Annotated in this window: 21 protein-coding genes; 4 read left to right on the top strand and 17 right to left on the bottom strand. The window is 70.4% G+C overall.

Annotated elements, in window-relative coordinates:
- Positions 1 to 10 precede the first annotated feature (10 nt).
- From ACQEXA_RS62120 to ACQEXA_RS62075, 10 genes are all read right to left on the bottom strand, one after another.
- Entirely contained in the window at positions 11 to 604 is a 594-nt protein-coding gene (locus tag ACQEXA_RS62120; RefSeq protein ID WP_432942299.1) for an ATP-binding protein, read from the bottom strand.
- Between the two features lie 54 nt (positions 605 to 658).
- Complete coding sequence (locus ACQEXA_RS62115) at positions 659 to 1,471, bottom strand: MIP/aquaporin family protein (RefSeq protein WP_433135438.1); 813 nt, start codon at positions 1,469 to 1,471, stop codon at positions 659 to 661.
- 96 nt (positions 1,472 to 1,567) lie between these two features.
- Positions 1,568 to 2,425 (bottom strand): patatin-like phospholipase family protein, encoded by an 858-nt coding sequence (locus tag ACQEXA_RS62110; protein ID WP_432942295.1) that lies wholly within the window; start codon positions 2,423 to 2,425, stop codon positions 1,568 to 1,570.
- On the bottom strand, positions 2,425 to 3,417 hold the full coding sequence (locus tag ACQEXA_RS62105; RefSeq protein ID WP_432942293.1) for an alpha/beta hydrolase: 993 nt from the start codon (positions 3,415 to 3,417) through the stop codon (positions 2,425 to 2,427). Before ACQEXA_RS62105 ends, ACQEXA_RS62110 begins: the two co-directional genes overlap by 1 nt.
- 28 nt (positions 3,418 to 3,445) lie before the next feature.
- Positions 3,446 to 4,165 carry a histidine phosphatase family protein gene (locus ACQEXA_RS62100; RefSeq protein ID WP_432942291.1) on the bottom strand — a complete coding sequence of 240 codons (720 nt, stop codon included), beginning with the start codon at positions 4,163 to 4,165 and terminating at the stop codon, positions 3,446 to 3,448.
- Between the two features lie 75 nt (positions 4,166 to 4,240).
- Positions 4,241 to 4,645 (bottom strand): OsmC family protein, encoded by a 405-nt coding sequence (locus ACQEXA_RS62095; RefSeq protein ID WP_359406721.1) that lies wholly within the window; start codon positions 4,643 to 4,645, stop codon positions 4,241 to 4,243.
- A gap of 16 nt (positions 4,646 to 4,661) precedes the next feature.
- On the bottom strand, positions 4,662 to 5,084 hold the full coding sequence (locus tag ACQEXA_RS62090) for a universal stress protein (protein WP_359406718.1): 423 nt from the start codon (positions 5,082 to 5,084) through the stop codon (positions 4,662 to 4,664).
- 29 nt (positions 5,085 to 5,113) lie between these two features.
- Positions 5,114 to 6,373, bottom strand: a complete 1,260-nt coding sequence (locus ACQEXA_RS62085; protein ID WP_432942288.1) for a YbfB/YjiJ family MFS transporter — start codon at positions 6,371 to 6,373, stop codon at positions 5,114 to 5,116.
- A 187-nt stretch (positions 6,374 to 6,560) separates the two neighbouring features.
- On the bottom strand, positions 6,561 to 7,361 hold the full coding sequence (locus tag ACQEXA_RS62080) for an aquaporin (RefSeq protein ID WP_432942286.1): 801 nt from the start codon (positions 7,359 to 7,361) through the stop codon (positions 6,561 to 6,563).
- A 535-nt stretch (positions 7,362 to 7,896) separates the two neighbouring features.
- Positions 7,897 to 8,865: a pirin family protein gene (locus tag ACQEXA_RS62075; RefSeq protein WP_433135437.1), complete on the bottom strand. Its 969-nt coding sequence runs from the start codon at positions 8,863 to 8,865 to the stop codon at positions 7,897 to 7,899.
- 678 nt (positions 8,866 to 9,543) lie between these two features.
- On the opposite strand from ACQEXA_RS62075, the gene ACQEXA_RS62070 reads away from it, so the two are divergent.
- On the top strand, positions 9,544 to 10,725 hold the full coding sequence (locus ACQEXA_RS62070) for a serine hydrolase domain-containing protein (RefSeq protein ID WP_433135434.1): 1,182 nt from the start codon (positions 9,544 to 9,546) through the stop codon (positions 10,723 to 10,725).
- Positions 10,726 to 10,965: 240 nt separating this feature from the next.
- Here the strand turns inward: ACQEXA_RS62070 and ACQEXA_RS62065 are convergent, their stop codons facing one another.
- From ACQEXA_RS62065 to ACQEXA_RS62035, 7 genes are all read right to left on the bottom strand, one after another.
- Entirely contained in the window at positions 10,966 to 12,384 is a 1,419-nt protein-coding gene (locus ACQEXA_RS62065) for an aldehyde dehydrogenase family protein (RefSeq protein WP_433135431.1), read from the bottom strand.
- Positions 12,385 to 12,581: 197 nt separating this feature from the next.
- Positions 12,582 to 13,751 (bottom strand): PrpF domain-containing protein, encoded by a 1,170-nt coding sequence (locus ACQEXA_RS62060; RefSeq protein WP_433135429.1) that lies wholly within the window; start codon positions 13,749 to 13,751, stop codon positions 12,582 to 12,584.
- Between the two features lie 10 nt (positions 13,752 to 13,761).
- Positions 13,762 to 16,092: a CoA transferase gene (locus tag ACQEXA_RS62055; protein WP_433135427.1), complete on the bottom strand. Its 2,331-nt coding sequence runs from the start codon at positions 16,090 to 16,092 to the stop codon at positions 13,762 to 13,764.
- Between the two features lie 5 nt (positions 16,093 to 16,097).
- Positions 16,098 to 16,898, bottom strand: a complete 801-nt coding sequence (locus tag ACQEXA_RS62050; protein WP_433135424.1) for an enoyl-CoA hydratase/isomerase family protein — start codon at positions 16,896 to 16,898, stop codon at positions 16,098 to 16,100.
- Positions 16,895 to 17,308, bottom strand: a complete 414-nt coding sequence (locus ACQEXA_RS62045; protein ID WP_359406692.1) for a Zn-ribbon domain-containing OB-fold protein — start codon at positions 17,306 to 17,308, stop codon at positions 16,895 to 16,897. The genes ACQEXA_RS62050 and ACQEXA_RS62045 overlap by 4 nt, the downstream gene beginning before the upstream one ends.
- Before the next feature lie 8 nt (positions 17,309 to 17,316).
- Complete coding sequence (locus ACQEXA_RS62040) at positions 17,317 to 18,453, bottom strand: thiolase family protein (RefSeq protein ID WP_432942270.1); 1,137 nt, start codon at positions 18,451 to 18,453, stop codon at positions 17,317 to 17,319.
- Positions 18,454 to 18,660: 207 nt separating this feature from the next.
- Complete coding sequence (locus tag ACQEXA_RS62035; protein ID WP_433135422.1) at positions 18,661 to 19,239, bottom strand: hypothetical protein; 579 nt, start codon at positions 19,237 to 19,239, stop codon at positions 18,661 to 18,663.
- Between the two features lie 820 nt (positions 19,240 to 20,059).
- Between ACQEXA_RS62035 and ACQEXA_RS62030 the strand changes: the two genes are divergently transcribed.
- The 3 genes from ACQEXA_RS62030 (at position 20,060) to ACQEXA_RS62020 (ending at position 23,422) form a co-directional block, all read left to right on the top strand.
- The gene (locus tag ACQEXA_RS62030) at positions 20,060 to 21,442 is read left to right on the top strand and encodes an MFS transporter (protein WP_432942264.1); all 1,383 of its coding nucleotides are present in this window, start codon (positions 20,060 to 20,062) and stop codon (positions 21,440 to 21,442) included.
- Positions 21,443 to 21,830: 388 nt separating this feature from the next.
- On the top strand, positions 21,831 to 22,475 hold the full coding sequence (locus tag ACQEXA_RS62025) for a GntR family transcriptional regulator (protein ID WP_433135420.1): 645 nt from the start codon (positions 21,831 to 21,833) through the stop codon (positions 22,473 to 22,475).
- A gap of 368 nt (positions 22,476 to 22,843) precedes the next feature.
- Positions 22,844 to 23,422 carry a peroxiredoxin family protein gene (locus ACQEXA_RS62020; protein ID WP_359406334.1) on the top strand — a complete coding sequence of 193 codons (579 nt, stop codon included), beginning with the start codon at positions 22,844 to 22,846 and terminating at the stop codon, positions 23,420 to 23,422.
- The last annotated feature ends 236 nt before the right edge of the window (positions 23,423 to 23,658 follow it).

The following is a 23,658-nucleotide window of genomic DNA, read 5'->3' as shown; positions in this document are numbered from 1 at the left end:
AGTCACCGGGTCACGCCACGCTCGCGGCGGGTGCCGCCGGTCTCCTGGCCGTCGTGAGGCGCAGCACCGCGCCCACGCGCCATCCATCCGGCTCGCGGGTTACCTCGATCGTTTCGGCCAGTGCCTCGACGATGGCCAGGCCGCGTCCATGCTCGGCCAGTTCCTGCGGGATGACGAGCCCGTGTGCCGCCAAAGGAGCTCCGGAATCCGTCACACACATGTACAGCCAGTCGGCCTGCTTAAGGAGGCGGATGCTCATCTCCGCGTGGCCGTAGCGGACGGCGTTGGCCGCCAGTTCGCTGATGACCAGTTGGGCCGCATCGAGGTCGTCTGCACTGACCCCCCACAGGGTGAGCAGATCGGTGGCCCAGCGACGGGCGACGCTCACGCTGGCAGGCTCGGCCGGCAGCGCCACCACAGCTGTCCGAGCAGGACCCGCCGTCACCGGCAGCGTCGTTCGGCGTGCGGCGTCCACGGCCAAGACGCTCTGGTGAGCTGCAGGGCGGGGATAACGCGAACGAGACAGCACGGCGACCTCCAGAGGTGCCTGTGGCGGAGGATCCGCCGGCACATAATGGGCAACCGGGTGCGCCCCTGCGCTCATGGCCGTGCCCCCGGACCTGTTTCCCACGTTTTTGGCCCTCCGCGCGGTCCCGCTTCATCGTGCCCGGCTTCGCAGGGCGTCGTTGCTCCCACACAGCCGGTAGGTGCACGGGGCGGGGATGTCCAGGCGGCGCTGGAGGAGGCAGTGGGCCGCGGCCCCGAGCGACGCGCCGATCAGCGGGGCGACCAGGTAGACCCACAGCAGCCGGGTGCCACCGGACAGCAGCGCGGGGCCCAGCTGGCGGGCCGGGTTCGCCGAGCCTCCGCTCAGTTGCCCCAGCACGATGATGATCAGGGCCGTGGCCACGCCGACGGCGTAGGGCAGCCAGCGGCTGATGGCGGGGCGGGCCAGGAAGAACCCGACCATCAAGACCACCAGCATCAGGCAGCCGCCTTCCGCGACCACCAGCGCGGTCGTGTTCCACGCCGGGTTGGGGTGCACGGCGGCGTAGCGCATCGATGGCCGGGAGATCACCGGTCCCCAACACAGCCGTCCCAGCGCGGTGCCTGTCACCGAGCCGGCCAGCTGCGCGACGGCGTAGGCGGGCACGTAGCGCCCGGGGAAGGCACCCATCAGCCACAGCGCGAGGCTGATCGCGGGGTTCATGTGGGCGCCGGAGCAGCGCCCGGGCGGGGACGTGATCAGCACCACGAGGACGATCCCGACCACCACCCCCACGATGGCCGTTGCCGCCCTCGTGTTGTCCACGGCGAGCGGCGAGTCCGGTGACGTCAGCCAGCGGGCGGCCGTGACCACGCAGTACAACAGGACGGTCGTCAGCACGAACTCCCAGGCCGCGTCGACAAGCCCATACAGCGGGCGGTCCGCAGGCGCGACAGCGGAGCCGGTGGCTTGTTCCCGGAGCACCTTTCGACGGTACGTCGCAGGGCGGCCGCACGGGCGTGCCGGCCGTCGTCGGCGGCTGGTGGCGGGCCCCGGGCCGGCGCATCGGCCTGCGGGTCATCAGGCGGCGGGGGCGGGCCAGATTCCGCGCAGGGTGGCGGCCAGTTCCCGCCCTTGCCGCCGGCCTGCGCGGGCGGAGGGGGGCCGTCGCCCGGGATCCAGCGGATTGGGGCCGATCGCCTCCAGCGCGGCGTCGTCGGGCGTGATGACGTGTACCTGGCTGTGCGCGCGCAGCAGCGCCACCTCGGCCGTGAGCCCGGGGGAGGCGGGGTTGAGTCCCGGTCCGGTGTCGGGTGCGAGGACGACCACCACGTCGTGGCCCAGGGCGAGGTCGGCGTTGGTCGCGGAGCGGACGCTGCCGTCGATGTAGCGGCGTCCTGCGACGGTGGCGGGCGGCCACACGCCGGGCACGGCGCAACTGGCTGCCACAGCGGAGGCCAGCGGGATGCCCGAGGTGCGGTCCCACACGACGAGATTCCCCGTCTGCGCGTCCACCGCCGTGATGAGCAGCCGACGCCCAGGCCAAGCGTCCACCGGTAGTCGCGCCTGGATGGTCCGCATCCGCTCGGCCTCCAAGACGGTGGGCGCTGCAAGGGCCATGGCACCGATCCGGGCCCGGATCTCCCGTGCGTCGCGGGCCCCCTCGATCAGCCGGGTGAAGGCCGCCGCCGCGCCGTGTGGGTCGAAGTCGGCCTTCACCTCCTGCGAGGTGCCGGCGGGCTCCAGCTGGTCGGCGACGAGGCGGTGAAGGCCGATGCCGCTGGTGGCCTGGACCGCCACGACCGATCCGGCCGACGTGCCGACCACCAGGTCGGCCGCTGTAAGGTCCACCCCTGCCTCCTGCAGCGCGTGGAGCACCCCCAGCTCCCAGGCGATCCCGGTCACGCCGCCTCCGCCGAGCACCAGGGCCGTGGACATCAGCGGCCCCCCGCCTTGGGGCGGGGTGCGGCAAGGGCCTGGCCCAGCACGCGCCCGGCCTGGTCGATCGCTGCCTGGGTGAGGGGGGAGGCCGCCAGGGCATCCTGCGCGGTGAAGGAATGGATCGCCCCCAGGTAGCGGACCGCCACCACGGGCACGCCTGCCTCCATGAGTTTGCGGGCGTAGGCCTCGCCCTCGTCGCGCAGCACGTCCGCCTCGGCCGTGATCACCAGGGCCGGCGGCAGGCCGGCCAGTTCCTCGGTGGTGGCCCGCAGTGGCGCGGCGGTCGATTCGGTGCGCACCGAGCGGTCGGGCGCGTAGTGGTTCCAAAACCACTGCATCTGCGCGCGGGTGAGGAAGAAGCCGTCCGCGAACTGCTGGTAGGACGGCGTGTCGAAGCCGGCGTCCAGCGCCGGGTAGAACAGCACCTGCTGCAGCAGGTGGGGCCCGCCCCGGCGCGCGGCCAGCAGGGCGGTGGCGGTGGCCAGGTTGCCGCCCGCGCTGTCCCCGGCGACCGCCAGCCGGGACCCGTCCAGACCTAGCTGCTGCCCGTGCTCGGCGATCCAGGCGGTGGCCGCGTAGGCCTCTTCGAGTGCGACGGGATAGCGGGCCTCCGGTGAGCGGGTGTACTCCACGAACACCACGGCCACGCCGCTGGCGTGCGCCAGGTCGCGGGTGGTGCGGTCGTAGGAGATCCGGTCGCCCAGCACCCAGCCGCCGCCGTGGAAGTACATCACCGCCGGCAGCGTGCCCGAGGAGGCTTCCGGTTTGACGATCCGCACCAACACCTCGCCGCCGGGTCCGATGGGCAGGTGCTCCTCGTGGATGTGGACGGGCTTGAGCACCGCCTGGGCGGCGCGCTGGCCCGCCAGGGCCCCGGCCCGGGCCTGTTCGGGCGACTGGTTTTCCAGCGGCGGCGCATCGGCCGCGGCCAGCTCTGCCAGGAAACGCTGCGCAGAGGCATCGAGGTGCAGGGGCGCGTGGGGATCCATGGGTTTCTCCCTGTGGGGGCTGAAGGCGTTAGGGGCGATGCAGCGCGGCGCCGGTGGCACGGGGCTGCGGCGGCGGGGTGGGCGGGATGCGCCCCGTGGGCGGCGCCGTGCCGCTGTTGGTGGATGCCGGGGAGCGGGGCAGTGCAGCGGCGTCGAAGGCCGGACTGAAGTTCCAGCCCAGCAGGCTGGGCCGCTCGTCGTAGTGGGCCAGGCGCCCGAGGGAGGCGGTGCGCAGCGCCAGGTGCGCTGCGGCCGCGGCGGGAAGGGCGAGCCAGCGGGCGGTTATCAGCCGGATGAGGTTGCCGTGCGAGACGAGGACGACGGGTCTGCCGCCGGCCAACAGACGGCGGGCGCAGTCGAGGACATAATCCGCCCGGGCGGTCACCTCTGGCAGGCATTCGCCCGTACACGCCTGGGTGTGCAGGGCGGTATCCCAGATGTCGTGGTGGCACGGTCCGCTCCCGCAGCGCTCGTCCACCGTGTGGCCGTCGGGCAGCTGGTAGCTCCACTCCCGCAGGTCGGGGCTGATGTCCGCGTTCAGGCCCGCCAGAGCCGCGGTGCGGCGGGCCCGCAGGGCCGGACTGCACAGCACGTGGGCGTCCTGGTGGGCCTCAAGATGCGGCCCGAGCAATCCCGCCTCGCGTTCGCCCGCGGCGGTCAGGTCGGGATCGTCGTGCCCGGTGTAGTAGTGGCGGGAGCGGTTCCAGGCGGTCTCCGCGTGCCGGACGAGAATGATCTGCTGGGGCATCTGCCACCATGCCTTTCCGTGCGGCCCCTGGTGTGCCGGCCGGGAGGGCCGGCACACCAGGGGCCGCCTTGCTTGCTAGGTGCCGGTGTCGTCCGCCTCGACGACCGGCTGTTCGACCTGCACCGTGGTGATGGTCGGCGGTGCGCTCAGCAGTCGGTGGACGGGGCAGCGTCCGGCCACGGCCATGAGCCTGCTGCGCTGGTCGTCGTCCAGGTCTCCGTCGAGGAAGATCTCCCGGATGACGGCCGGCTCGCCGCCCTGCTCCAGCCGCAGCCGGACCTGCACGTCGTGCAGTTTCCAGGCGTGGCGGTCGGCGTACATCCTCAACGTCGTCGAGGTGCAGGCGCCCAGGGCGGCGAGCAGTAGCTCGAACGGGTCGGGCCCCGTGTCGCCGCCGATGGGGGTGTGTTCGTCGGCGGCCAGACGGTGGGGCCCGACGGTGATCAGGCGGGCGAGGCCTGCCTGCTCGGTGACGTGCACCGCGCGGCGGGACACCTCAGCCCTGCCAGGGAGTCAGGAGCACGGCGACCTGGCTCTTGTGGGCGATCGCGATGCTGACGCTGGGGGAGAACCAGGCGGCGAGACGACCGCGGTGGTGCGGGCTGACGACGATCAGGTCGGCGTCGAAGCCCTCGGCGGCCTTCTGCACGGCTTGCGCCACTTCGGATGTCAGGCCGTCCAGCAGTTCGCCGTCCGCCTGGATGCCGGCCTGCCGCAGGGTTGCGACGGCCGAGTCCAGGACCTGGTGGGCGGTTGCGTCGTCTTCCAGGCCGACGACGGTGTCGTACACCACTTCGGAGGTGTCGATGTGCAGCACACGGACCGTCGCGCCGGTCAGCAAGGCCAGTTCGGTGGTGGTGCGGATGGCGCTGTGCGCGGCCGGGCTGCCGTCGACGGCAATCAGGATGCGGTGGAACATGGGGGTCTCCTTGACGTACGGGAGGGTGATCAGCGCTCGGCGGCGCTGGGAGCGGTGGGGGCGACGGGCGCCGCCTCCTGGTGGTGGTGCTCGATGGTCCGCTCCCGCTGGATGACGGCGACGGCTGCGGAGACGGCGAGGAGCACGACAGACAGCCACAGGCCCTTGGCGATGCCTCCGGAGGAGTCGGACAGCAGCCCGGAGATCAGCGGCCCGACCGCCTGGCCGACGCTGAAGGCCACCGTCAGCAGGGCGATGCCCAAGGTCCAGGCGTGCGCGGGCAGCATCCGGCGGGCCAGGACGGTCACTGCGGTGGGCCCGGCCATGAACGAGCCGCCGAAGATGATCGCCGAGGCGATCGCGGCGCCCATCCCGTGCCACAGCAGCACGGGCAGCACACCGACCAGCACGACGGCCGACACCAGCGCGGGCGCCATGCCGCCGCGCAGCCGGCCGATCACCCGGCCCCACACCAGCAGCGTCGCCACGGCGGAGGCGACGCCCAGCACGATGAAGAACGTGCCGGTGCCCCAGACCTTCATACCCTGGCTGTGCAGCAGCGCGATGACGAAGGTCATGTAGGACACGTAGCCGGCGCCGAACAGCACGTACCACACGAACAGGGGCGTCAGCGGCTTGAGGCTGACGCGGCCGCCGTGGGCGGCGCCGCTCGCCACCTGCTCGGGTACCTGGCGGGCGGCCCAGGCAGCGGGGCCGATCGCGAGGAGGGCGAGCACACCCATCAGCAGCCATCCGGCCTGCCAACCCGACACGCCCCAGGCGGTGAGGGCCGCGGGGACCACCACGCCGGAGAGCACCACCCCGATGCCGACGCCGGCCATATACATGGCGACCAGCGAGGCGGAGCGGGCCTGTTGGCCGCCGCTGTGAACGCGGGAGGCGAGCGCCGAGCCGACCACGAAGGTCACCGCGGTGCTCAGACCGCCGATGAACCGCAGGACGGCAAGGCCGGCGAAGTTGCCGGTCGCCCCAGAGGCCAGCAGCGCGAGCGCACTGATGACGATGCCCCACACGAACGCTGACCGGGAGCCGAAGCGGCGCGACCACCAGGCGGCGGTGGCGGCTCCGATGATGTAGCCCAGCGCGTTGGCGGTGTTCATCCCGCCGGCCGCCGCGTAACTCCAGTGCAGCTTCTCGCGCATGGCCGGCAGCAGCAGCGCATAGGCGAACCGGGTGAAGCCCAGTGCCACCACCGGGCCTGCCGCCAGCCCCAGCGCAACAAGAAACTCCGGCCGCTGCTTAGCGGCCGAAGACGGCGAGGCGGTCATCGCACACGCTCCCAGGCAGTCGACTCGATCATGACAGGGCCTTTCTCGAACGATCCGGATGAAGGATCACGGCGCTGGACGGCGCCTTCACGGGGGTTCAACCCGTGCTGTGGGGGCTGCCATGGCCGGTCCTCGGGCCGCACTGCCCACGGATCGGGCCATCGGACAAGGCCCGCACGACCGCGGGTCACGGGGCCGCTTGGCCCGTCACGGCCGGCGAGCCGGCACGGGGGACTGGTGGCAGTGAGGAAGGCAGGGCAGGCGCGTGCGGCAGGCGCCTGCGCACCAGGCCGAAGAGTCCGCCGCCCACCAGCGGGGCGAGCAGATACACCCACAGCCACGCCAGGTCGTGGGAGAACAGCTCCGGCCCGAACTGCCGGGCCGGATTGAAGCTTCCGCCCATCCATCTGCCGACCAGCAGGATCAGTGCGGCGATCACCGAACCCGCGACCGCCGGCAGCCACAGGGCCAGACGGGGCCGGGCCGCCACGAAGGTCACCGCGGCGAGCATCAGGGCCGTGGTGGCGGCCTCGGAGGTGAACACCGCCACCCACGGGATGTGTGCGGACGCCCGGATGGTGGCGAAGCCGACGGCAGGATGGGCCGTCTGCTCGCCCCACACCAGCCGGCCCACCGCCACACCGGCCACCGAACCGGCCAGCTGGGAGGCGGCGTAGGCGGCCGCATCCCGCCCCGGCAGGGCACCCATCAGCCAAAACGCCAGCGAGACAGCCGGGTTCATATGGCCGCCCGAACGCCGCCCGAACGGCGAGACGATCAGCAGGCCGACGGTGGTCCCGCTGACCATGGCATCCGCGACCAGCCGGCCCTCCTGCGAGGGCAGTACGCGTGCCAGGACACTGTCGGCACCGAACAGGCCGCGAAACAGGGTGACCATCACCAGCAGCAGGATCGCGGTCGCAGCGAACTCACTCAGCCACGCACGCCAGTTGTGCCGGCCGCGACTGCGCCGACTCTCTGCTCCCACAGCATCCTCCTGATCACCGCGTGAAGACCCGCACGTCAACGGGCCGCCTGATATCGGCCGGCGGGCACCGGACCGCTGAACCTTCCGTCGTTGACGGGGTCAACCCATGTCGTGGCCGACCGCGTGCCACCCGGCACGGCCACACAGCCCACGGATCAGGCCACCGCTCGCCGCCGCACGGCGGCCCGGAGGTCGGCGGTCCACACCGATCGGCAGCCACGACGAGCCCAGCGGCCCACGACGTGCCGCCCACGGCTGCGCGGCGGCTTTGCGCCGCTTCCGCACCACCGGTGCCCAGGCCCCGGCGGTTGCAGCACGTCCGCCCTCAAAGAAACCTCTGGCAGGAGCCCTTCAAGCACGCAGCCGGCAGGCGCGTGCCGGCCGCGGGACGGGCCTTTCGAGCGGGCATCGCCGCGCCCCGACAACGACGACGGCACCCGCACCAGGCCGCAGACCAGCGGACGCCGTCGCCCGTGCGCCCACCCGCGCCGGGTACACCTGCAGGCCAGGCAGCCCGATGACCATCGCCCCTCCCTTACGGCGTGCCGTCCAGGTGGGCTGCGGGAATGTGGCCCATCCGGCCCTGCAGGTGGTCATCGATGGCCTGCCGGATCTCCGCCTCGGTGTTCATCACGAACGGGCCGTAGCGGGCGATCGGCTCCCTCAGCGGCACGCCGCCCAGCAGCAGCACCTCAAGGCGGCCGGTGCGGCCGCGCTGATGGGCCCCCGCCTGAAGGGTGATGACATCCCCCGCGCCGAACACCGCGAGTTGCCCCTCCTTCACGGGCCGCTGGTCGGCGCCCACGCTCCCCGATCCCTGCAGGACGTAGACCATCGCGCTGAACTGCGGATCCCACCCCGTCCGCACCTGCGCCTGGGGGAGGAGACTGGCGTGCGCGTACACGATCGGGGTGTAGGTCATGCCGGGTCCCTGGTAGCCGCCAAGACCACCGGCGATCAGGCGTACCAGCGCCCCGCCGTCATCGGTGGTGAGCAGCCGGAGCTTGTCCGCCCGGACGTCCTGGTAGCGCGGCTGCGCCCACTTGTGGGCGCGGGGCAGGTTCACCCACAGCTGGATGCCGTGGGCGAGGCCGCCCTTGGCCAGGACCTCCTCGCTGGGGACCTCGTCGTGCAGGATCCCCGACCCTGCGGTCATCCACTGCGTGTCGCCGTCCGATATCACGCCTCCGCCACCGTTGGAATCGTGGTGCACCACCGTGCCGTCGATGACGTAGGTGACCGTTTCGAACCCGCGGTGAGGGTGCCAGGGGGCGCCCTTGGCCTCGTAGGGCTGGTAGACGGTCTCCCCGACGTGGTCGAGCAGCAAGAACGGGTCCGCGTCGGCCAGATCCGCGCTCGGGAATGGACGGCGCACCACAAAGCCCGCCCCCTCCCGCTGCCGATGCGCGGTGACCACACGGCGGACGGGGCGGTCGGTGGCGGCAGCGTCAGGGCGCGGGAGGCGGGGGAGGACCAGGAGATCCTCGACGGTCACGGCGGGCATAGCGGGTCCTTCATATGTACGGTGCGGACGACGCCCCAGGGCGACGACCATCCACTGAGGGCACTTTTCGTGTCTCTGCCTGGGAAACCCCGGCAGGCAGTCGGCGTCCCAAAAGGGGCGAGTGAGGTCGGGCAGGCGTCGATGCGTCCGCCCCTGTCCCATGCGGCCGGCAGCGCCGTACCGCCACGGGGTGGTGTACCGCCGAATCTAACCCGCACACGCACGCACGGTCGCTGCAGGAAGCGGCCGCAAATGCCACACATCGGGCCTTGCTGTTTTCCCATCCCCGCCGAGCAGACACGCTTGGCTGGGCCTGACCGATGCGCCGCCCGGCCGCAGCCGCGCAACCGGGTTCAGCCGGTACCCCTGCCCTTCGGCCGCAGCCTGGCTGCTGCGAGCCCGCAATCACCCCCAAGCCCGGCGACCTCATCCCCGATCCGCCGGAAGAACCACCGTACACAGGCGCTCACCTGTGTAGGGGAGGCGAAACCTCCGCCATGCGGCTGAGGCGATGACGGCACCCCGCCCGCCAGGCTGGATTCCGCGCCTCCTTCCCGTTGGCGTCGTCCGCCGGGACACCGGGGGTGATCAGCCGGTGTCCCGCCCACTTCTGGGAGCGGGCGCGGTGGCGCGTGTGGATTGTGAACCGGACAACCCCTGTACGCGAGAGGCTTCTTCATGCGCCTTCCCCTGCTTGCCGCCGCCACCGTCCTGTCGGGTGCCCTGGCCGTGCCCGCGGCGGTTCCCGCCTTCGCCGACTCGGCCCCTCCCGCGGCTGCCGCCACGTACGGTGCTGCTGCTCACCGGCCCGGCGTCGCCGATCACCTCGCGTGGCACAAGGCCCTGGACGACGTCGTCGCGGCGGGCGTGCCCGGCGTCATCGCCGAGGTACACGACGTCCGCGGTATATGGACCGGCACCAGCGGCAGGGGCAACCTGCACCACCGCCAACTCCCGTCGGTCGACGGACGCTTCCGCGCCGGAAGCAACACCAAAACATTCGTCGCCACCACCGTGCTGCAGCTCGTGGCAGAGAAGAAGGTGCGCCTGGACGCACCCATCGAGCGCTACCTGCCCCACTTGGTGCCAAACGGGAAGCACATCACCGTCCGGCAACTGCTCAGCCATCGCAGCGGACTGTTCAACTACACCGACTCCCTCTGGGGCGGCAGCCTGGAACAGATGTACAAGACCCGGTTCCGTAACTGGACGCCCCAGGAACTGCTCGCCGAAGCCTTCCGGCACGCCCCCTACTTCGCGCCGGGCACTGCCGGCCACTACTCCAACACCAACTACATCGTGCTCGGCATGCTGATCGAGAAGGTCACCGGCAAGAGCGCCGAGCAGGAGATCACCGACCGGATCCTGGGGCCCCTGGGACTGCGCCACACGTCTTTCCCGGACAACTCCGTCCGGATCCCGGGCCCGCACGCCCACGGCTACATACGCATGAACGGCCCGGGCTCCCCGCGCATCGACGTCACCGAGGAGAACATGTCGGCGGCGTCGACGGCCGGTTCGCTGATCTCCACCACCCACGACCTGAACCGCTTCTTCAGCGCACTCATCGGCGGAAAGCTGCTGCCGCCGGCCCTGCTGCGCCAGATGCAGGACGTCAAGCCACTGCCCAACCAGTCGCCCTATGGACTCGGACTCGACCGCATCACCGACCCGGCATACGGCACGGCCTACGGTCACACCGGCGGAACCCTGGGATACACCACCTACAGCTACACCACCGCCGACCACAGCCGCCAGGTCACCATCTCCCTCAACACCATGATCGACTCGCCGCAGATCAAGACGGCCATGGACAACGCACTGACGACGCTGCTGAGCTCTCCCACGAAGACCGCCTGACTGGCCCTGCCGGCCTTTCGAGTTGTGGTCGGGGGCGAAGCTGGGCCTACACCGGGTGTGGAGCCGTTTCGCCCGGAGACAACATCTTGGCGCACGTGATGCTGGGCCCGGTTGGTCTGACCTTCGCTGGTGCTGATCGTGGAAGGCCAGACGGTGCGTCGCCCCCTGTGGCAGCGTGGGCTTGAGATCCCCGCACCGCCCCGAAGGAGACAATCCCCTTCCTCCGGGGATGAGGAGCAGTTACTGCTGGATGGACTTGATCTCGCAGAAGTCCTCCAGGCCGTAGCGGCCGAGTTCCCGGCCGTTGCCGGACTGCTTGTAGCCGCCGAACGGGGCGTTGATGTTGAACGCGCCGCCATTGACCTGGATTTGGCCGGCCCGGATCCGGCGCGCGAAGGCCTGGGCCTTTGCCGCGTTGGCGGACCAGACGGCGCCGGCCAGACCGTAGACGGTGTCGTTGGCGATGTGGACGGCCTCCTCCTCGCTGTCGTACGCCTCGATCGCCAGCACAGGCCCGAAGATCTCCTCGCGGTGGATGGTCATGTCGGTGGTGACCTCGGAGAAGACGGTGGGGCGGACGTAGTGGCCGGTCTCCAGGCCGGGGACCGGGTCGCTGCCGCCGGTGATCAGTTTGGCGCCCTCGGCCAGGCCCTGGTCGATGTAGCCACGCACCCGCTCCAGCTGGGGGGCGGAGACGAGTGGGCCGAGCTGGGTGGCGGGGTCGGTGGGGTCGCCGACCTTGATCGCCTCGACGAGGGTCTTGGCCAACTCCTCGACTTCGGCGAGCCGTTCGCGGGGCACGACCAGCCGGGTGAGGGCGGTGCAGGTCTGGCCAGCGTTGATCATTGCGTCCTGGATGGCCCTGGGCATCACCGCGGCCAGGTCTACGTCCGGCAGCAGCACGTTGGGGCTCTTGCCGCCCAGCTCGAGCGTGACCCGCTTGATGGTCTCGGCGGCGGCCCGGGTGATCTGCTTGCCGGCCCGGGTGGAGCCGGTGAAGGAGACCAGGTCCACGTCCCGGTGGGCGGCGATCGCCTCACCGACCACCGGGCCGACGCCGCTGACCAGGTTGAACACCCCGGGCGGCAGCCCCACCGCGTCGACGACCTCGGCGAGCAGCCAGGCGTCCAGCGGCGCCACCTCGCTCGGCTTGAGCACCACGGTGTTGCCGGCGGCGAGTGCGTAGGCGACCTTGGCGGCGATCTGGTGCAGCGGATAGTTCCAGGGGGTGATCGCCCCGACGACACCGAACGGCTCCCGCACGATGGTCGAGCCGCCTTCGGTCTGCTCGAAGGCGAAGGTCTCGGCCAGCGCTGCCGCGTTCATGAAGTTGCCGATGGGCAGCGGCACCTGGACGGCGTCGGCGAAGCTCGCCGGCGCGCCCATCTCGGCCGTGATCAACTGCTGGAGCTCCTGGTGGCGCTCGGTGAGTGCGGCACCGATCCGCTTGAGGAAGGCGGCGCGCTCGGCAGGGGGAGTCTGCCACCAGCCGGGGTGGGCCTGCCGGGCGGCGGCGACGGCGGCATCCACATCGGCCGGCACGCCGTCGGGAACGGTGGCGATGACCGTCTCGGTGGCCGGGTTGATGACCGCGATGGTGGTGCTGCTGTGCGAGGCGACCCATTGGCCGTCTACGTAGATGCGATCGTGGAAGGGCATGGCTGTGCTCCCTGTCAGGTGGTGCGCGTTGGGGACGGTGCGCAGGATGGTGGGGTGCTGGGCGGTGAAGTGGCAGAGCCCCCCGGGGGCCGGCCGGCGTCCTCGGCGGTGTCCTGGTGCCGGGGCAGCCGGAAGAGTTCGTGGAGGGCGCCGTCGTCGCGGCCGGTGTTCCCTTGGGTGGCACCGGCGTTTGGGTGCTACGGGAGGTCGGGCAGGCGGCTGGGTTCGGCGAACACGGTGCCTTCGAAGATCCGCCGTGCGGTCCTGATCAGCGAGGCGCGGACCACGTCGATGCCGGCTGTAGTCTCGGCGAGTTGAACCTTGACGGTGACCGTCCCGCTGGGGTGGCCGACGCGATACGTGCCGGAGTGGTGGGCCGATGCGCGGGTGATGTCGTGCACCACGGTTCCTTGAAGGGCTGCGGCGACGGCGAGAGGAATGGACCCGGTGCCGGGGAACGCCTTGTGGACGACGTTGCCGATGACGCAGCGTGCGACGAGATCGCAGCTGTCGGCCGGTCGGATCTCCTGGGTGCCGTACAGCTGCCAGTCTGCGGGCGGCGCCACCAGGAGGGTGAAGGGCGTGGCGGGGCTTTCCTGGTGCGCCGTCTCGAGGGATGTGGCGAAGCCCGTGTCGACGGCGACCTTCCGGCGCAGGAAGTCCAGTGCGGCACACACCTTGGGCATGTCCTGGATTTGAAGGGGCCCTTCGGTCCCCTTCAGGCCGAAGTCCTTGGCTGAGACGCAGACTTGCATTCCTGCGATGTCGATCACCGAGTATTCGACCAGGCCGAAGCCGGGCACCTCGGCGGCGTCGCGCCGGTTGCCGGTGGGCAGCAGCGTGCCCGTCTTGGCGCCGACGGCGGCCTTGAAGTCGAGGAGGATCGGTGACCCGGTCCCGGGGACGCCGTCGATGTGCGTGCTGCCCGTCGTTTGGGGCCTGCCGTCGTGGACCTCGACCCGGGCGGAAACGATCTTGCCGGTGTTGACGTTGTGGATGCGGACGACGGTGACCGGTTCCTTGGCCGCAACCAGCCCTTCGTCGATGGCGTATGGGCCGATGGCGGACAGGATGTTGCCGCACATGATCGACCAGTCGACGTGCGGCTGGTCGATCCCCACCTGGGCGAAGGTGTAGTCGACGTCCGCGTCGCTGCGCGAGGGCGGCCCGACGTGGCCGAACTTGCTGGTCAGGATGTCCGCCCCGCCGACGCCGTCGATCTGGCGGGCATCGGGTGACCCCAGGACGGCAAGGATCCACCGCTCCAGTGCGTTCGTGTCCCGGGTGGGGAGGTCCTCGGAACGCACCAGCAGTGCCTTGCTGGTGCCGCCGCGGTAGATGACACCGCGGGTGCCCAGTTGCGTCATGGTCTTCCACCTATGCGTCGAAGGGGCGGTGATCGAAGGGCAGGGGTGTGGCCGCGTCGGGGTGGAGGGTCTGCTTCAGGAACGCGCTGATGGCTGGGTCGTCCCAGTCGGAGGCGTCCTCACCCAGCGCGGGGGCTGCGGCCGGTGTCGGCGGGCGATAGCCGTGCAGTAGCAGGGGGAATCCCTTCAGTCGCCGTCCGCCCGGCGCGACCAGGCGGACCCGGCGCCGCAGGTACCGCTCGTCCGCGGCCCGGTCCGCCGCAGTGTTCACCGCAACCGCGGGGACTCCTGCCTGCTGCAGGAGCGCGACCACTTCGGCGCGGGGGTGCTGCGTGGCCCAGTCGGTGACGAGGGCGTCGACGTGATCCTGGTGGTCCCACCACCATTGCTCCGGCGCCTGGGCGGGCAGTTCGGGGATCAGGGCGGCCAGCGCGTCGCGGTGCTCGGCGGCCGAGCAGGCGATGGCCACCCAGCCGTCCTTGTCGGCCGTCGGATACGTGTCGTGGGGTGTTGTGCCCGGCCTGCGGTTCCCCCGGGGCGTGGCGGCCTGTCCGGTCCAGGCGTAGTGCGCCCATTGGTCGGCCAGCGTCCAGGCGACGACTTCGCGCTGGGAGACGTCGAGGTGCACACCACGCTGCCCGGTGACGACGCTGTGGGCCACCAGCGCGGCGCCCAGCAGGGACACGACCTGGTCCGGGTAGTTGACATCGCCCGATGACCACAGGGGCGGGCCATCGCGATAGCCGGTGACGGCGGCGAGTCCGGACAGCAGGTCGAGCGTCGAGCCGTAGGAGCTGTATCGGGATTCCGGGCCGCTGCTTCCCTGGCTGGACAGGGACAGGTAGATCAGGTCCGGGTTGAGCTGCCGGACGGTCTGGTAGTCGATGCCCATACGGGAGGTGACTCCCGGTCGGAAGTTCTCGACCAGGACGTCGGCGCGGCGGATGAGACGATGCGCGAAACGCCGGCCGCCTTCGGTCTTCAGATCCAGGCACAGGCCGATTTTGCCGACGTTGTTCGAGTCGAACATCGGTGATGCCCAGTGAGCGGGGTCAGCGGGCGGCGTACTGCCGGGCATCACCCAGTGACGGAAGCCGTCGGGGTGGCTCCGCGACTCGATCTTGATGACGGTGGCCCCGTAATCGGCGAGCAGGCGGCTCGTGGCCGCGCCTGCGGTGATGGTGCCGAAGTCCACCACGACCAGACCCGTCAGCGGCCCGTCCGAAACCCGTACGTCACCGCGGTCATCGACGCGGGCGGGCGCGCGGTTTGCCGCGGCGAGAACGCCGTGGTGCTCACCGAGGCGGGGGCGCCGCGCCGGGGGGCCTTCCGGCTCACCAAGCGGTACCGGCAAGGTGACCACTGGCGCGTCCCTGCGGCGCCGCTCCGTCGGCAGGACGAAGCCGCGGGCGTTGAGCTGCTCGTTGACCAGCAGGTCATGGGCGGTGCACGCATACCCGAAGGGAAGCCCCAGCTGCTGCGCGCTGGCGTAGACCTCAGCCGTCTCCCGGTGTGCGATCGCTTCCGCGACCACAGGCCACCACTCCTCGGCCCGCTCTGTTCGCTGCAGGGGATCGCACAGGCCGGGGTCGGCCAGGCGCTTGTCACCGATGAGCTCCACGAGGGCGGACCACTGGTGCGGCAGGAAGATCACCCCGATCCAGCCGTCCTTGGCCGGCACCACGCGCCACGTGCCCCGGGAGGCGCCGCTACGCACCGGGACCGGCCCGCCGAGCCCCAGGGTGATGTCGCTCTTCCAGTCCATGTAGGCGGCCACATCGCTCAGAGCCACCTCCACGCAGTCGCCGAGCCGTGTGGTCTCCCGCCTCCTGACGGCCAGCATGGCGCCGTAGAGTCCGACGAAGGCGGCGGCGTGGGCGGCCTGCTCACCGCCCAGGCTCAAGGGCCGCTCGCCCGGATTCCCGATCATGTTGGCCAGGCCGCCGTAAGCCTCGGCGAGCAGGCTGTCGCCCGGCATCTCTGTGAGGTCGCCGGTGAGGCCGAAGGGGGTGAGGGAGACCACCACCAGGTGCGGGAACCGTGTGCGCAGGTGATCTGGGGAGATGGACGCCGCCTCTGCGGCCGATGGTGTCCAGTCGGTGATCAGTACATCCGCACGAGCGAGCAGGTCCTGCCAGGCCTGGGGATCGTCGCCGGGCTGTAGCACCCGGCTGAGTTTTCCGGCACTGAGGGCGGTGAAGGTGAACTCCCGGGCGCGCAGCGGATGCCCGGACGGCGGCTCGCACAGGACCACCTCGTGGCCCAGGCCCGCGAACAGCCGCCCGCAGGCCGCAGCGGAGACGGTGCCGGACAGCTCGACGATGCGAAGCGGGCGGGGCACGGGCATCACCCCTGCCCCGGATTGCGCTCGCCGGCCCGGAACCGGCCCAGGCCTTCCGCCAGGGCGGTGCTGCGGGCGCTGATCTCGCCGGCCACCTCGTGGCCGAAGGCGATGGCCGCCGTCCATTCGGAGATCTCGCCCGGGATCTTCCACAGTGCCTTCTTCGCCCATTCCAGAGCGGTGGCGTCGAACCGCGCGACGCCTTCGGCGACAGCCCTTGCCTCGGCTTCGAGCTTGTCGAGCGGAACGGCCGCATTGACCAGGCCCCACCGGGCGGCAGTGGCACCGTCGATGCGTTCTCCGGTCAGTACCATCCAGGCAGCACGCTTGGGACTGATGCGCAGCTGGGCGGCGGGGCCGGCGAGCGTGGGGTACAGCCCGAAGCCGATCTCCGGCATGCCGATGCTCGCTTCCTGGGCGGCGATCGCCAGGTCGGACACGTTGATCAGGGTCGAGCCGCCGCCGAGAGCGAACCCGCCGACCACCGCGATGACGATCGCCGGGTGGTTGCGGATCTCCTCCTGTACCGCAGCCCATTCGGTGCGCTTGTCCAGTTCGGCGTCCCCCGTGCTGACCTGACCCTCCTTCAGATCGACCCCCGCGCAGAACGCGGGACCGTTGCCGGTCAGCAGAATGACCTTCGTCTTGCCGCGGCATTCGTCGAGCGCCCTGACCAGACCGACCCTGGCAGCCAGATTCATGGCATTGCGCTGGCGGGGCCGGTTGAAGGTGATCTGCGAGACGCCGTTGCCGAGGTGGTCGAGAAGGATCTCCGGCTCTGTGGCGTGCTGATCCGCGCTGCTCATCGGCCCACCACCTTGAACTTGGGGATGGCCCGGTCGTTGCTGAGGCGCTCGAACACGACCTCAAGAGGCATGCCGCACTGCAGATCGTCCGGCGGGTCGACGATCGTCGACACCATGAAGGGGCCTTCTTCCAGCTGGACGAAGGCCACCAGATAGGGCGTCTCGTCGGCGAAGGCGGGCACGTAGCGCTGGTGCATCCGTATCCACGACCACAATGTGGCCCGGCCGCTGGCCTTGCGCCAGGTGAGGCTCTCGTTCAGAGTGACGCGGTCGACGGGATACTCGGGGAAGCGGGGGGTTGCCGAGTCGCCGTACTGCAGGCGCAGTTCCCCGACCAGGGTGCCCTCCCAAAAACCGCGGTTGGCGTCGGTGACTGCAGGAAGCATCGCGATGAGCAGGTCGGTGTTCATGTCTTGACTCACTCTCCGACCAGCACGTGCGAGGTCACGATGGGAGAAGCACAGATGTAGTGCGCGATGTTGCAGTCGGCCACCTGCCGTTCGCCGGTCTCGCCGCGGATCTGCCGCACGGCCTCGACGTGGTGGGCCCACCCCTGCATGTAGCTTTCGCTGGTGTGCCCGCCGGCCGTGTTGATCGGCGTCTGGCCGGTGCGGGCGATCCGGTCCGCCGTCGCCCACTTCCACGCCTCGCCGCGCGGCGCGTAGTCGAAGCCCTCCAGCGAGAACAGGAGGGTAGGGGTGAAGTTGTCGTAGATCTGCACGCAGTCCATGTCCTGCGGGCCGTAGCCCGACATGCCGTAGACGCGCTTGGCCACGTCCTGCGAGGCGGAAAAGAAGAAGTCCGTGCTCGTGTAGTAGTTGCTCAGATCTCCACGTGCGGCGGTGGCCGCGATACGCACAGGCCGCTTGGCCAGATCCCTGGCCCGCTCCAGCGTGGTGAGGATCAGCGCCACACCGCCGTCGTTGATGAGGCAGTAGTCGTACAACCGCAGCGGTTCCGCGATGTACCGGGACGCGAGGTACTGCTCCTCGGTGAGCTCCTCGCGCATGACGGCGACCGGATTCAGCGCGGCGTTACGCCGGTTGTTGATGGCCAGCGGCGCAAGCGCACCCTCGGGAACCCCGTACTCGTGCCGGTAGCGCTGGTACATCATGGCCACATAGGCCCCGGGCGAGGTCATCCCGTACATCGCGTCATAGCCCTGAGTGGGGGCCTCGCTGTAGGCGCCGCTGTAGGTCATCTTCACCGAGCGCCCGTTGTTGCCGTAGACGCAGGCGACCACGTCCGCCTGTCCGCTCTGGATCAGCGCGACGGCGTGCTGGACGGCTACACCGCTCATCCGGCCGGAGCCCTCCAGGCCGTTGATGACTCGGGGGTGGGGAATGCCCAGCACGTCGGCACCGTGCTCGTAGCCGATCCGCGCGGTCAGCAGACCGTCGACCTCGTCCTTGCGCAGTCCCGCATCGTCCAGCGCCAGCTTGAGGGCCTCGGCCCCCAGCGCGTAGGCGTCACGCTGCGCGTCCTTGTTGGCGTACAGAGCGCCGAAGTCGGTCTGCCCGACTCCGACGATCGCGACCTGCCGTAGTCCTGTCATGTGTGTCCAATTCCTTCCCGTTCGACACAGCTTTCGTCCCAATCCGCCTACTGACGGCGTCTTCTGCGGGAGCCGACGCGGGAGCAGGTCACCTGCGGCATCGGCCTGGTCGAGTCGGCTGGGTGGTGTCGGTGTGCACAAACTCCAGAGCGATCCGCGCAGAGGCGTGCGCTGCCCTGATGGCGCTCCACGGCGAGCCGGCCGCGGTTACCTCCGCGGCAACCAGGCCCACCATGCGAGTTTGTATGACGTAATACAACGTACGACCATACAAACCTCGGCGTCAATGTGATGTGCCTGCGTTCGCCGACCTTGCAGTGTGGACGGGCCGGCAGAGGCGGAGGGCTTCGACTTCGCAGCGGTCTTGGAGTCGGACGACGCGTGCCCCGGCCCCTTCGGCGCCGTTTGGGGCGAGGCGCAGGTACGGCCTTGAACGCGGCGAACTTGCCCAGCCCCGCCGGGGCCCGCAACCGGATCAGAGGCAGCGCATGGAAGGTGGCTGATGGCCGCCGGCCGAAGCCGCCGGGGGTGAACCGCGCACACACCTTGCGCCGGCGGCAGCGCATCGGCCCGCCGGCGGGCACGTGTCCGTCGCGATGCCAGCGCGCGTACCACCCGTCGAGGCGGCCGCGCGCCAGAGCCGGGCCGCGCGCAGCGGCGAGGACGGCCCGTGGTCCTGCCTTCTCCAGGGCGCCCGCCTGCCGCACAGGTGACGGGGGCGCGCAGGGCGAACAGTTGGAAGACGTACCGGTGCGGACCGCGCCCCTTGAGCGGTTCGGGACCCATGTAGCCGCGCCGAGCGGAGCACCCGCACCCCCGCGGGCGAGCCGTCCGCGGTCAGTGCCCCCGTGGGCAGCAAGGCGAGACCCGTGTTCTGTCGTGGAGGTGGGGGAGGGGAAAGCGGTTTGGGGGCGACCGCGATCTAGCCCATGTTTGTCATACATGTTACGGTCCGACGTGTGATGAAGATGATCGCGGCGGCCGACCGCGGCAGGTCGCCCGGGTCTTTGCGGAGTCGGCGATGAGCCCGTCCGACGCGGCGCTCGGGGGCGAACCCGCAGATGAGCCATCCGGCCACCAGACCGTGAACCGCGCCTTCCTCTGCCGGATCCGGGCGCCGCTCGCCGGTGATGCCGGCGGCGTCGGGCGCGTCGTGGTCACCGGCCACCGATCTCCGCACCCCCGCGCCCGGCGCAAGGACCTTGCCGCGCCACGCCTGGTTCCCTGTCCCCGGCGGCCGCTGCCTACCGCTTACGCCGCGGCCGAGCAGGTCGGCCGGCGTCGTGCGTCGTCGGACGGTTGAGCTCCCCACCGCAGACGACCGCTGGTCCAGTGCGCAGGCCATGTCCCCTCGGTTGCGGCGTGAGCAGCGCAGCCGGACGGACCGTACGGGCCCGTCGTGACTCGCGGGGCCGCGGCAGGACGCCGCGCCCCCTCCGGTTCTTCGGGCACTTACTCACCAACGGCACTCGCGCCCGCGCCCGTGCGCAAGCAACGCCGGCTGCGTGCCGATCACCCGCCACGGCCGAGGACACGGCTGCGTCCCGCGGCGAGCAGCGGAGAACTCCCCGTTCCTTATTGTCAAGTTCCTCAAATGGAGGCCCTCATGGCGACACCGCCGACTCTGTCCAGCCTCGTTCCGTCCCCGGCCGGCATCGCCGCCCGGTTGGACGACATGCCGCTGAACCGCTGGCACCGTCGGATCGCGGCGCTCATGGGTATAGGTACGTTCTTCAACTTCTTCGAGGTGGGTCTGGGTAGCCTGCTGGTCACGCTCGTCCCGGCCCACTGGGCGTCGACCACCGCGGACAAGTCGCTGGTGATCGGATCGGCGTTCATCGGTGAACTGCTGGGTGCGCTGCTGCTCGCACCGCTCTCCGACCGGTTCGGGCGCCGCCCGATGTTCCAGATCAACCTGGTGGCCTACGCCGGACTCTCCCTTGCCTGCGTCTTCGCCCCCAACCTGGCGGCGTTCGTGGCGCTGCGGGTGCTGGTGGGCATCGGGCTCGGCGCCGAACTCGTCCTGGTGGACACCTACCTGACCGAGTTGGTTCCCGCGGCCGGCCGGGGTCGCCTGAGCGGGATCTGCTACTTCGTCGGCTGGTGGGCCCTTCCGGTGTCCGGGCTACTGGCCGCGTCGCTCCCACGCGTGATGCTGGGACTCGCCTCCTGGCGTTGGCTGCTGATCGTCAGCGCACTGGGCGCTGTGGTCGCCTGGGCGGCGCGCCGAGGCATGCCCGAATCGCCGCGCTGGCTGGCCGCCAACGGACGCCTCGACCAGGCGCTGAGCGCCGTGAAGCGGATCGAAGCGGCCGCCCCCGGCGCGCGCAACCGCTCGCCGCAGCGATCCGCCACCATGCCGGACAAGGGCGCACTCAACGACGCGCCATCGACGCGGCCCAGGCTGCTCAGGCGGCCGCTGCTCGGGCGCACCGTGCTGGCTTGCGTGATCTGGGTGTGCCAGACCATCGGGGTGATCGGGCTCTCTTCCATCGCGCCGCTCGTGCTGATCCACAAGGGCTTCGACGTGCTTCATTCGCTGGGCTACACGGCGGCGAGCGCGTGCGGGTACCCGCTGGGCGCGGTGCTGACGATGGCCGTCGTCGAGCGGTTCGAGCGCAAGCATGTGCTGGCGGCGTCCGCCGTACTGGTAGCCGTGTGCGGCGTGCTGTACGGCGCGGCCACCTCGGCCGTGCTCATCGTCGTCGCCGGCGCCGCGCTGAACGTGTGCAACGTGGTGATGGGGAACGTCAGCCACGCCTACGCCCCGGAGCTGTTCCCGACCTCGGTACGCAGCACTGCGGCCGGTCGCACCTACTCGCTGTCCCGGCTGGTCTCGGCAGTGCTGCCGTTCGCAACCCTGCCGATGCTCTACGCCTTCGGTCCCGGGGTGCTCTTCGGAGCCTGCGCGGCCCTGATCCTGGTGATGAGTGTGGCCGTCGCGCTGTTCGGCCCGCGCACCAACGCACGCCAACTCGACACCATCTAGCGTCTCTGACGCGGCTCAGGGAAACCGAGTGATGCTCAGTGCCTTGAGCCGATCGTCTTCGTGCCCTGGTGCCGTACGACCGAAAGTCGTCAGCCCGCGTGACACGTCCCTCCGGACGCTGGTCGGCGAAGCCGTGAGACCACGCCGGGGAGGGTGCCCGACGTCGCCTGGGTGCCGGACGTGCGCGTCACACTCTGCCGCAGGATCACTACGACTCGCTAATCCACCTCGACGGACTAGCCCGATACCTGCGGTGGGGCCGCCAGGCGCCCAAGCCTGTGATCTCCCCACTCCGCCCAGAGCACAGCTTTGTAAGATGTAGTCCATCATACAAAAACTGCGCTCGGTGGGGTGGACAGTGAGTCTCGAACATGCACTGCGTATTGACGTGCCCGAAGAGTCGCTTCGGGGAAGAGTCGTACAGGCCATCCGTCAAGCGATCTTCTCGGGTGTGCTCGCCCCCGGGCAGCGGCTGACCGAGCGGGAGCTGGTCGAGTTGACCGGGGTGAGCCGAACCTCCGTGCGTGAGGCGCTGCGGCATCTGCAGGCCCTGGGCCTCCTGGAGACGGGGCGGGGGCGCGGCCTGCGGGTGGCCTCCCTTGACCGGGACTCCGTCCAGCACATCTACGAAGTGCGGGCAGCGCTTGAGCCCACCGCGGCGGAGCTGTTCGTCAAGAGGGCCTCCGATGCGGAAGTCGATGAGCTTCTCCACCTGCCCGATCCGCTACCCGACGATCTTGAGCAGCGTCTGGAAGCGATGTACCACGTCGACGAACTGCTGGTACGCGGCGCCCGGAATCCGATCCTCGCGGAAATCCTCGAGTCCCTGCACACGCGGATCCACGCGCTGCGCCGGGTGTCCTTGTCGATCCCGGGACGGCGAGAGGCATCGGAGCGCGAGTACGACGAGATCTTCGCTGCCATCCGTGCCCGAGATCCCAAACGAGCCGAGCGTGCATCCCGGCGCCATGTCCGTGCCGCGGCGGAAGCGGCCCTTCAGGCAGTAGAACTGCTGGAGCCCCGACGCCCCTGAAGCGCGGGACGCCGCACCCGCCTCACGCTCGACACTCGCCGAGATGAGCGCAAGCTCGTCGCGGCCCTTGCGCACCGTCTCATCCGTGGCCAGCCGCGTCGGGCATCCGCCCCGGCGCAAGTACCAACAGGTCGCGTCTCGCTGCAGCCGACCTGCTCGCAGCGGTGGGGCCGGGTGCGGGCAGCAGCGTGAAAGTTCCCACTCGCACGGAGCAGCCTGGGCACGCGTGCACCCGCGACGCCGCGTGCGCGCCTAGGGTGCTGCCGTACCGGAGCGAGGCGAGACGGCCGTGGTCGGGGACTGAGCGAAGAGCCGGGAACCGTCGTCGGCGCCTGCGCGTGTCGCGGGAACGAGTGCGGAGGCAGGGGATGCGCGCGGACCTCACCGCCGGGGCGACGTTCCCGGACTTCCGGCTGCCGGATCACACCGGCCGGCCGACGAGCCTGTCCGAGATCCAGGGCGACGACCCGATGGTCATCGTGCTGGCCCGGGAGGCATATTCGGCAAAAGACCAGCGCCAGCACGAGGGTCTGGCCCAGCTGTGGCGAGAGATGAAGCCCGGCGTCGGCTACTGCAAGCTGGTGACCATCACCACGAGCGGCCTGCAGGAGACGTACGACTACCGTTCGGGAGTCGCCGCGGAATGGCCGTTCCTTTCGGACCCGGGACGCCTGGTCCAGCGGGAACTCGACATTGCCGAGTACACCGACCCGGAACACGATCAGATGGTCCCCCATACCGTGGTGTGCGAGCCGGGACTGAAGATCTACAAGGTGTACAACGGGTACTGGTTCTTCGGACGGCCCACGGTCGAGGAGCTCCGGCAAGACCTCCGGGTGATGCTCCGACGGTGCCGCTGGGACTGGGATCTGTCCGACCCCCAGGTCCGCGCCGCCTGGCAGCGCGGGGAGAAGAGCCGGTTCTTCCCGCCGGACGTGGAGGAGTGATTGCGCGGACCGCCCCGGTACCTGGCCGCCCGCGCACGTCCCAGCACGTTGATCACGTCCCTCACGTGGATGAGGAACTCGCCGCCGTCGCACCGCGTGAGCTTGTGCCCGCTCCGGGCTCCCCTGGACTCCATATGGATTGTCTGTGCCGCCAGGTGCTGGGCCGCACCAGGACGTCGGCCGCGCCGTTACCGAAGGCGGTCTGCGGGTGCCTGGGGCGACTCATCCGTGGGCTG

It is taken from the genome of Streptomyces sp. CA-106110, assembly GCF_050936285.1.
Taxonomy (GTDB): Bacteria; Actinomycetota; Actinomycetes; order Streptomycetales; family Streptomycetaceae; genus Streptomyces.
Note: the sequence above shows the minus strand (reverse complement) of the source record. Positions and strands in the feature narration are given on the sequence as shown.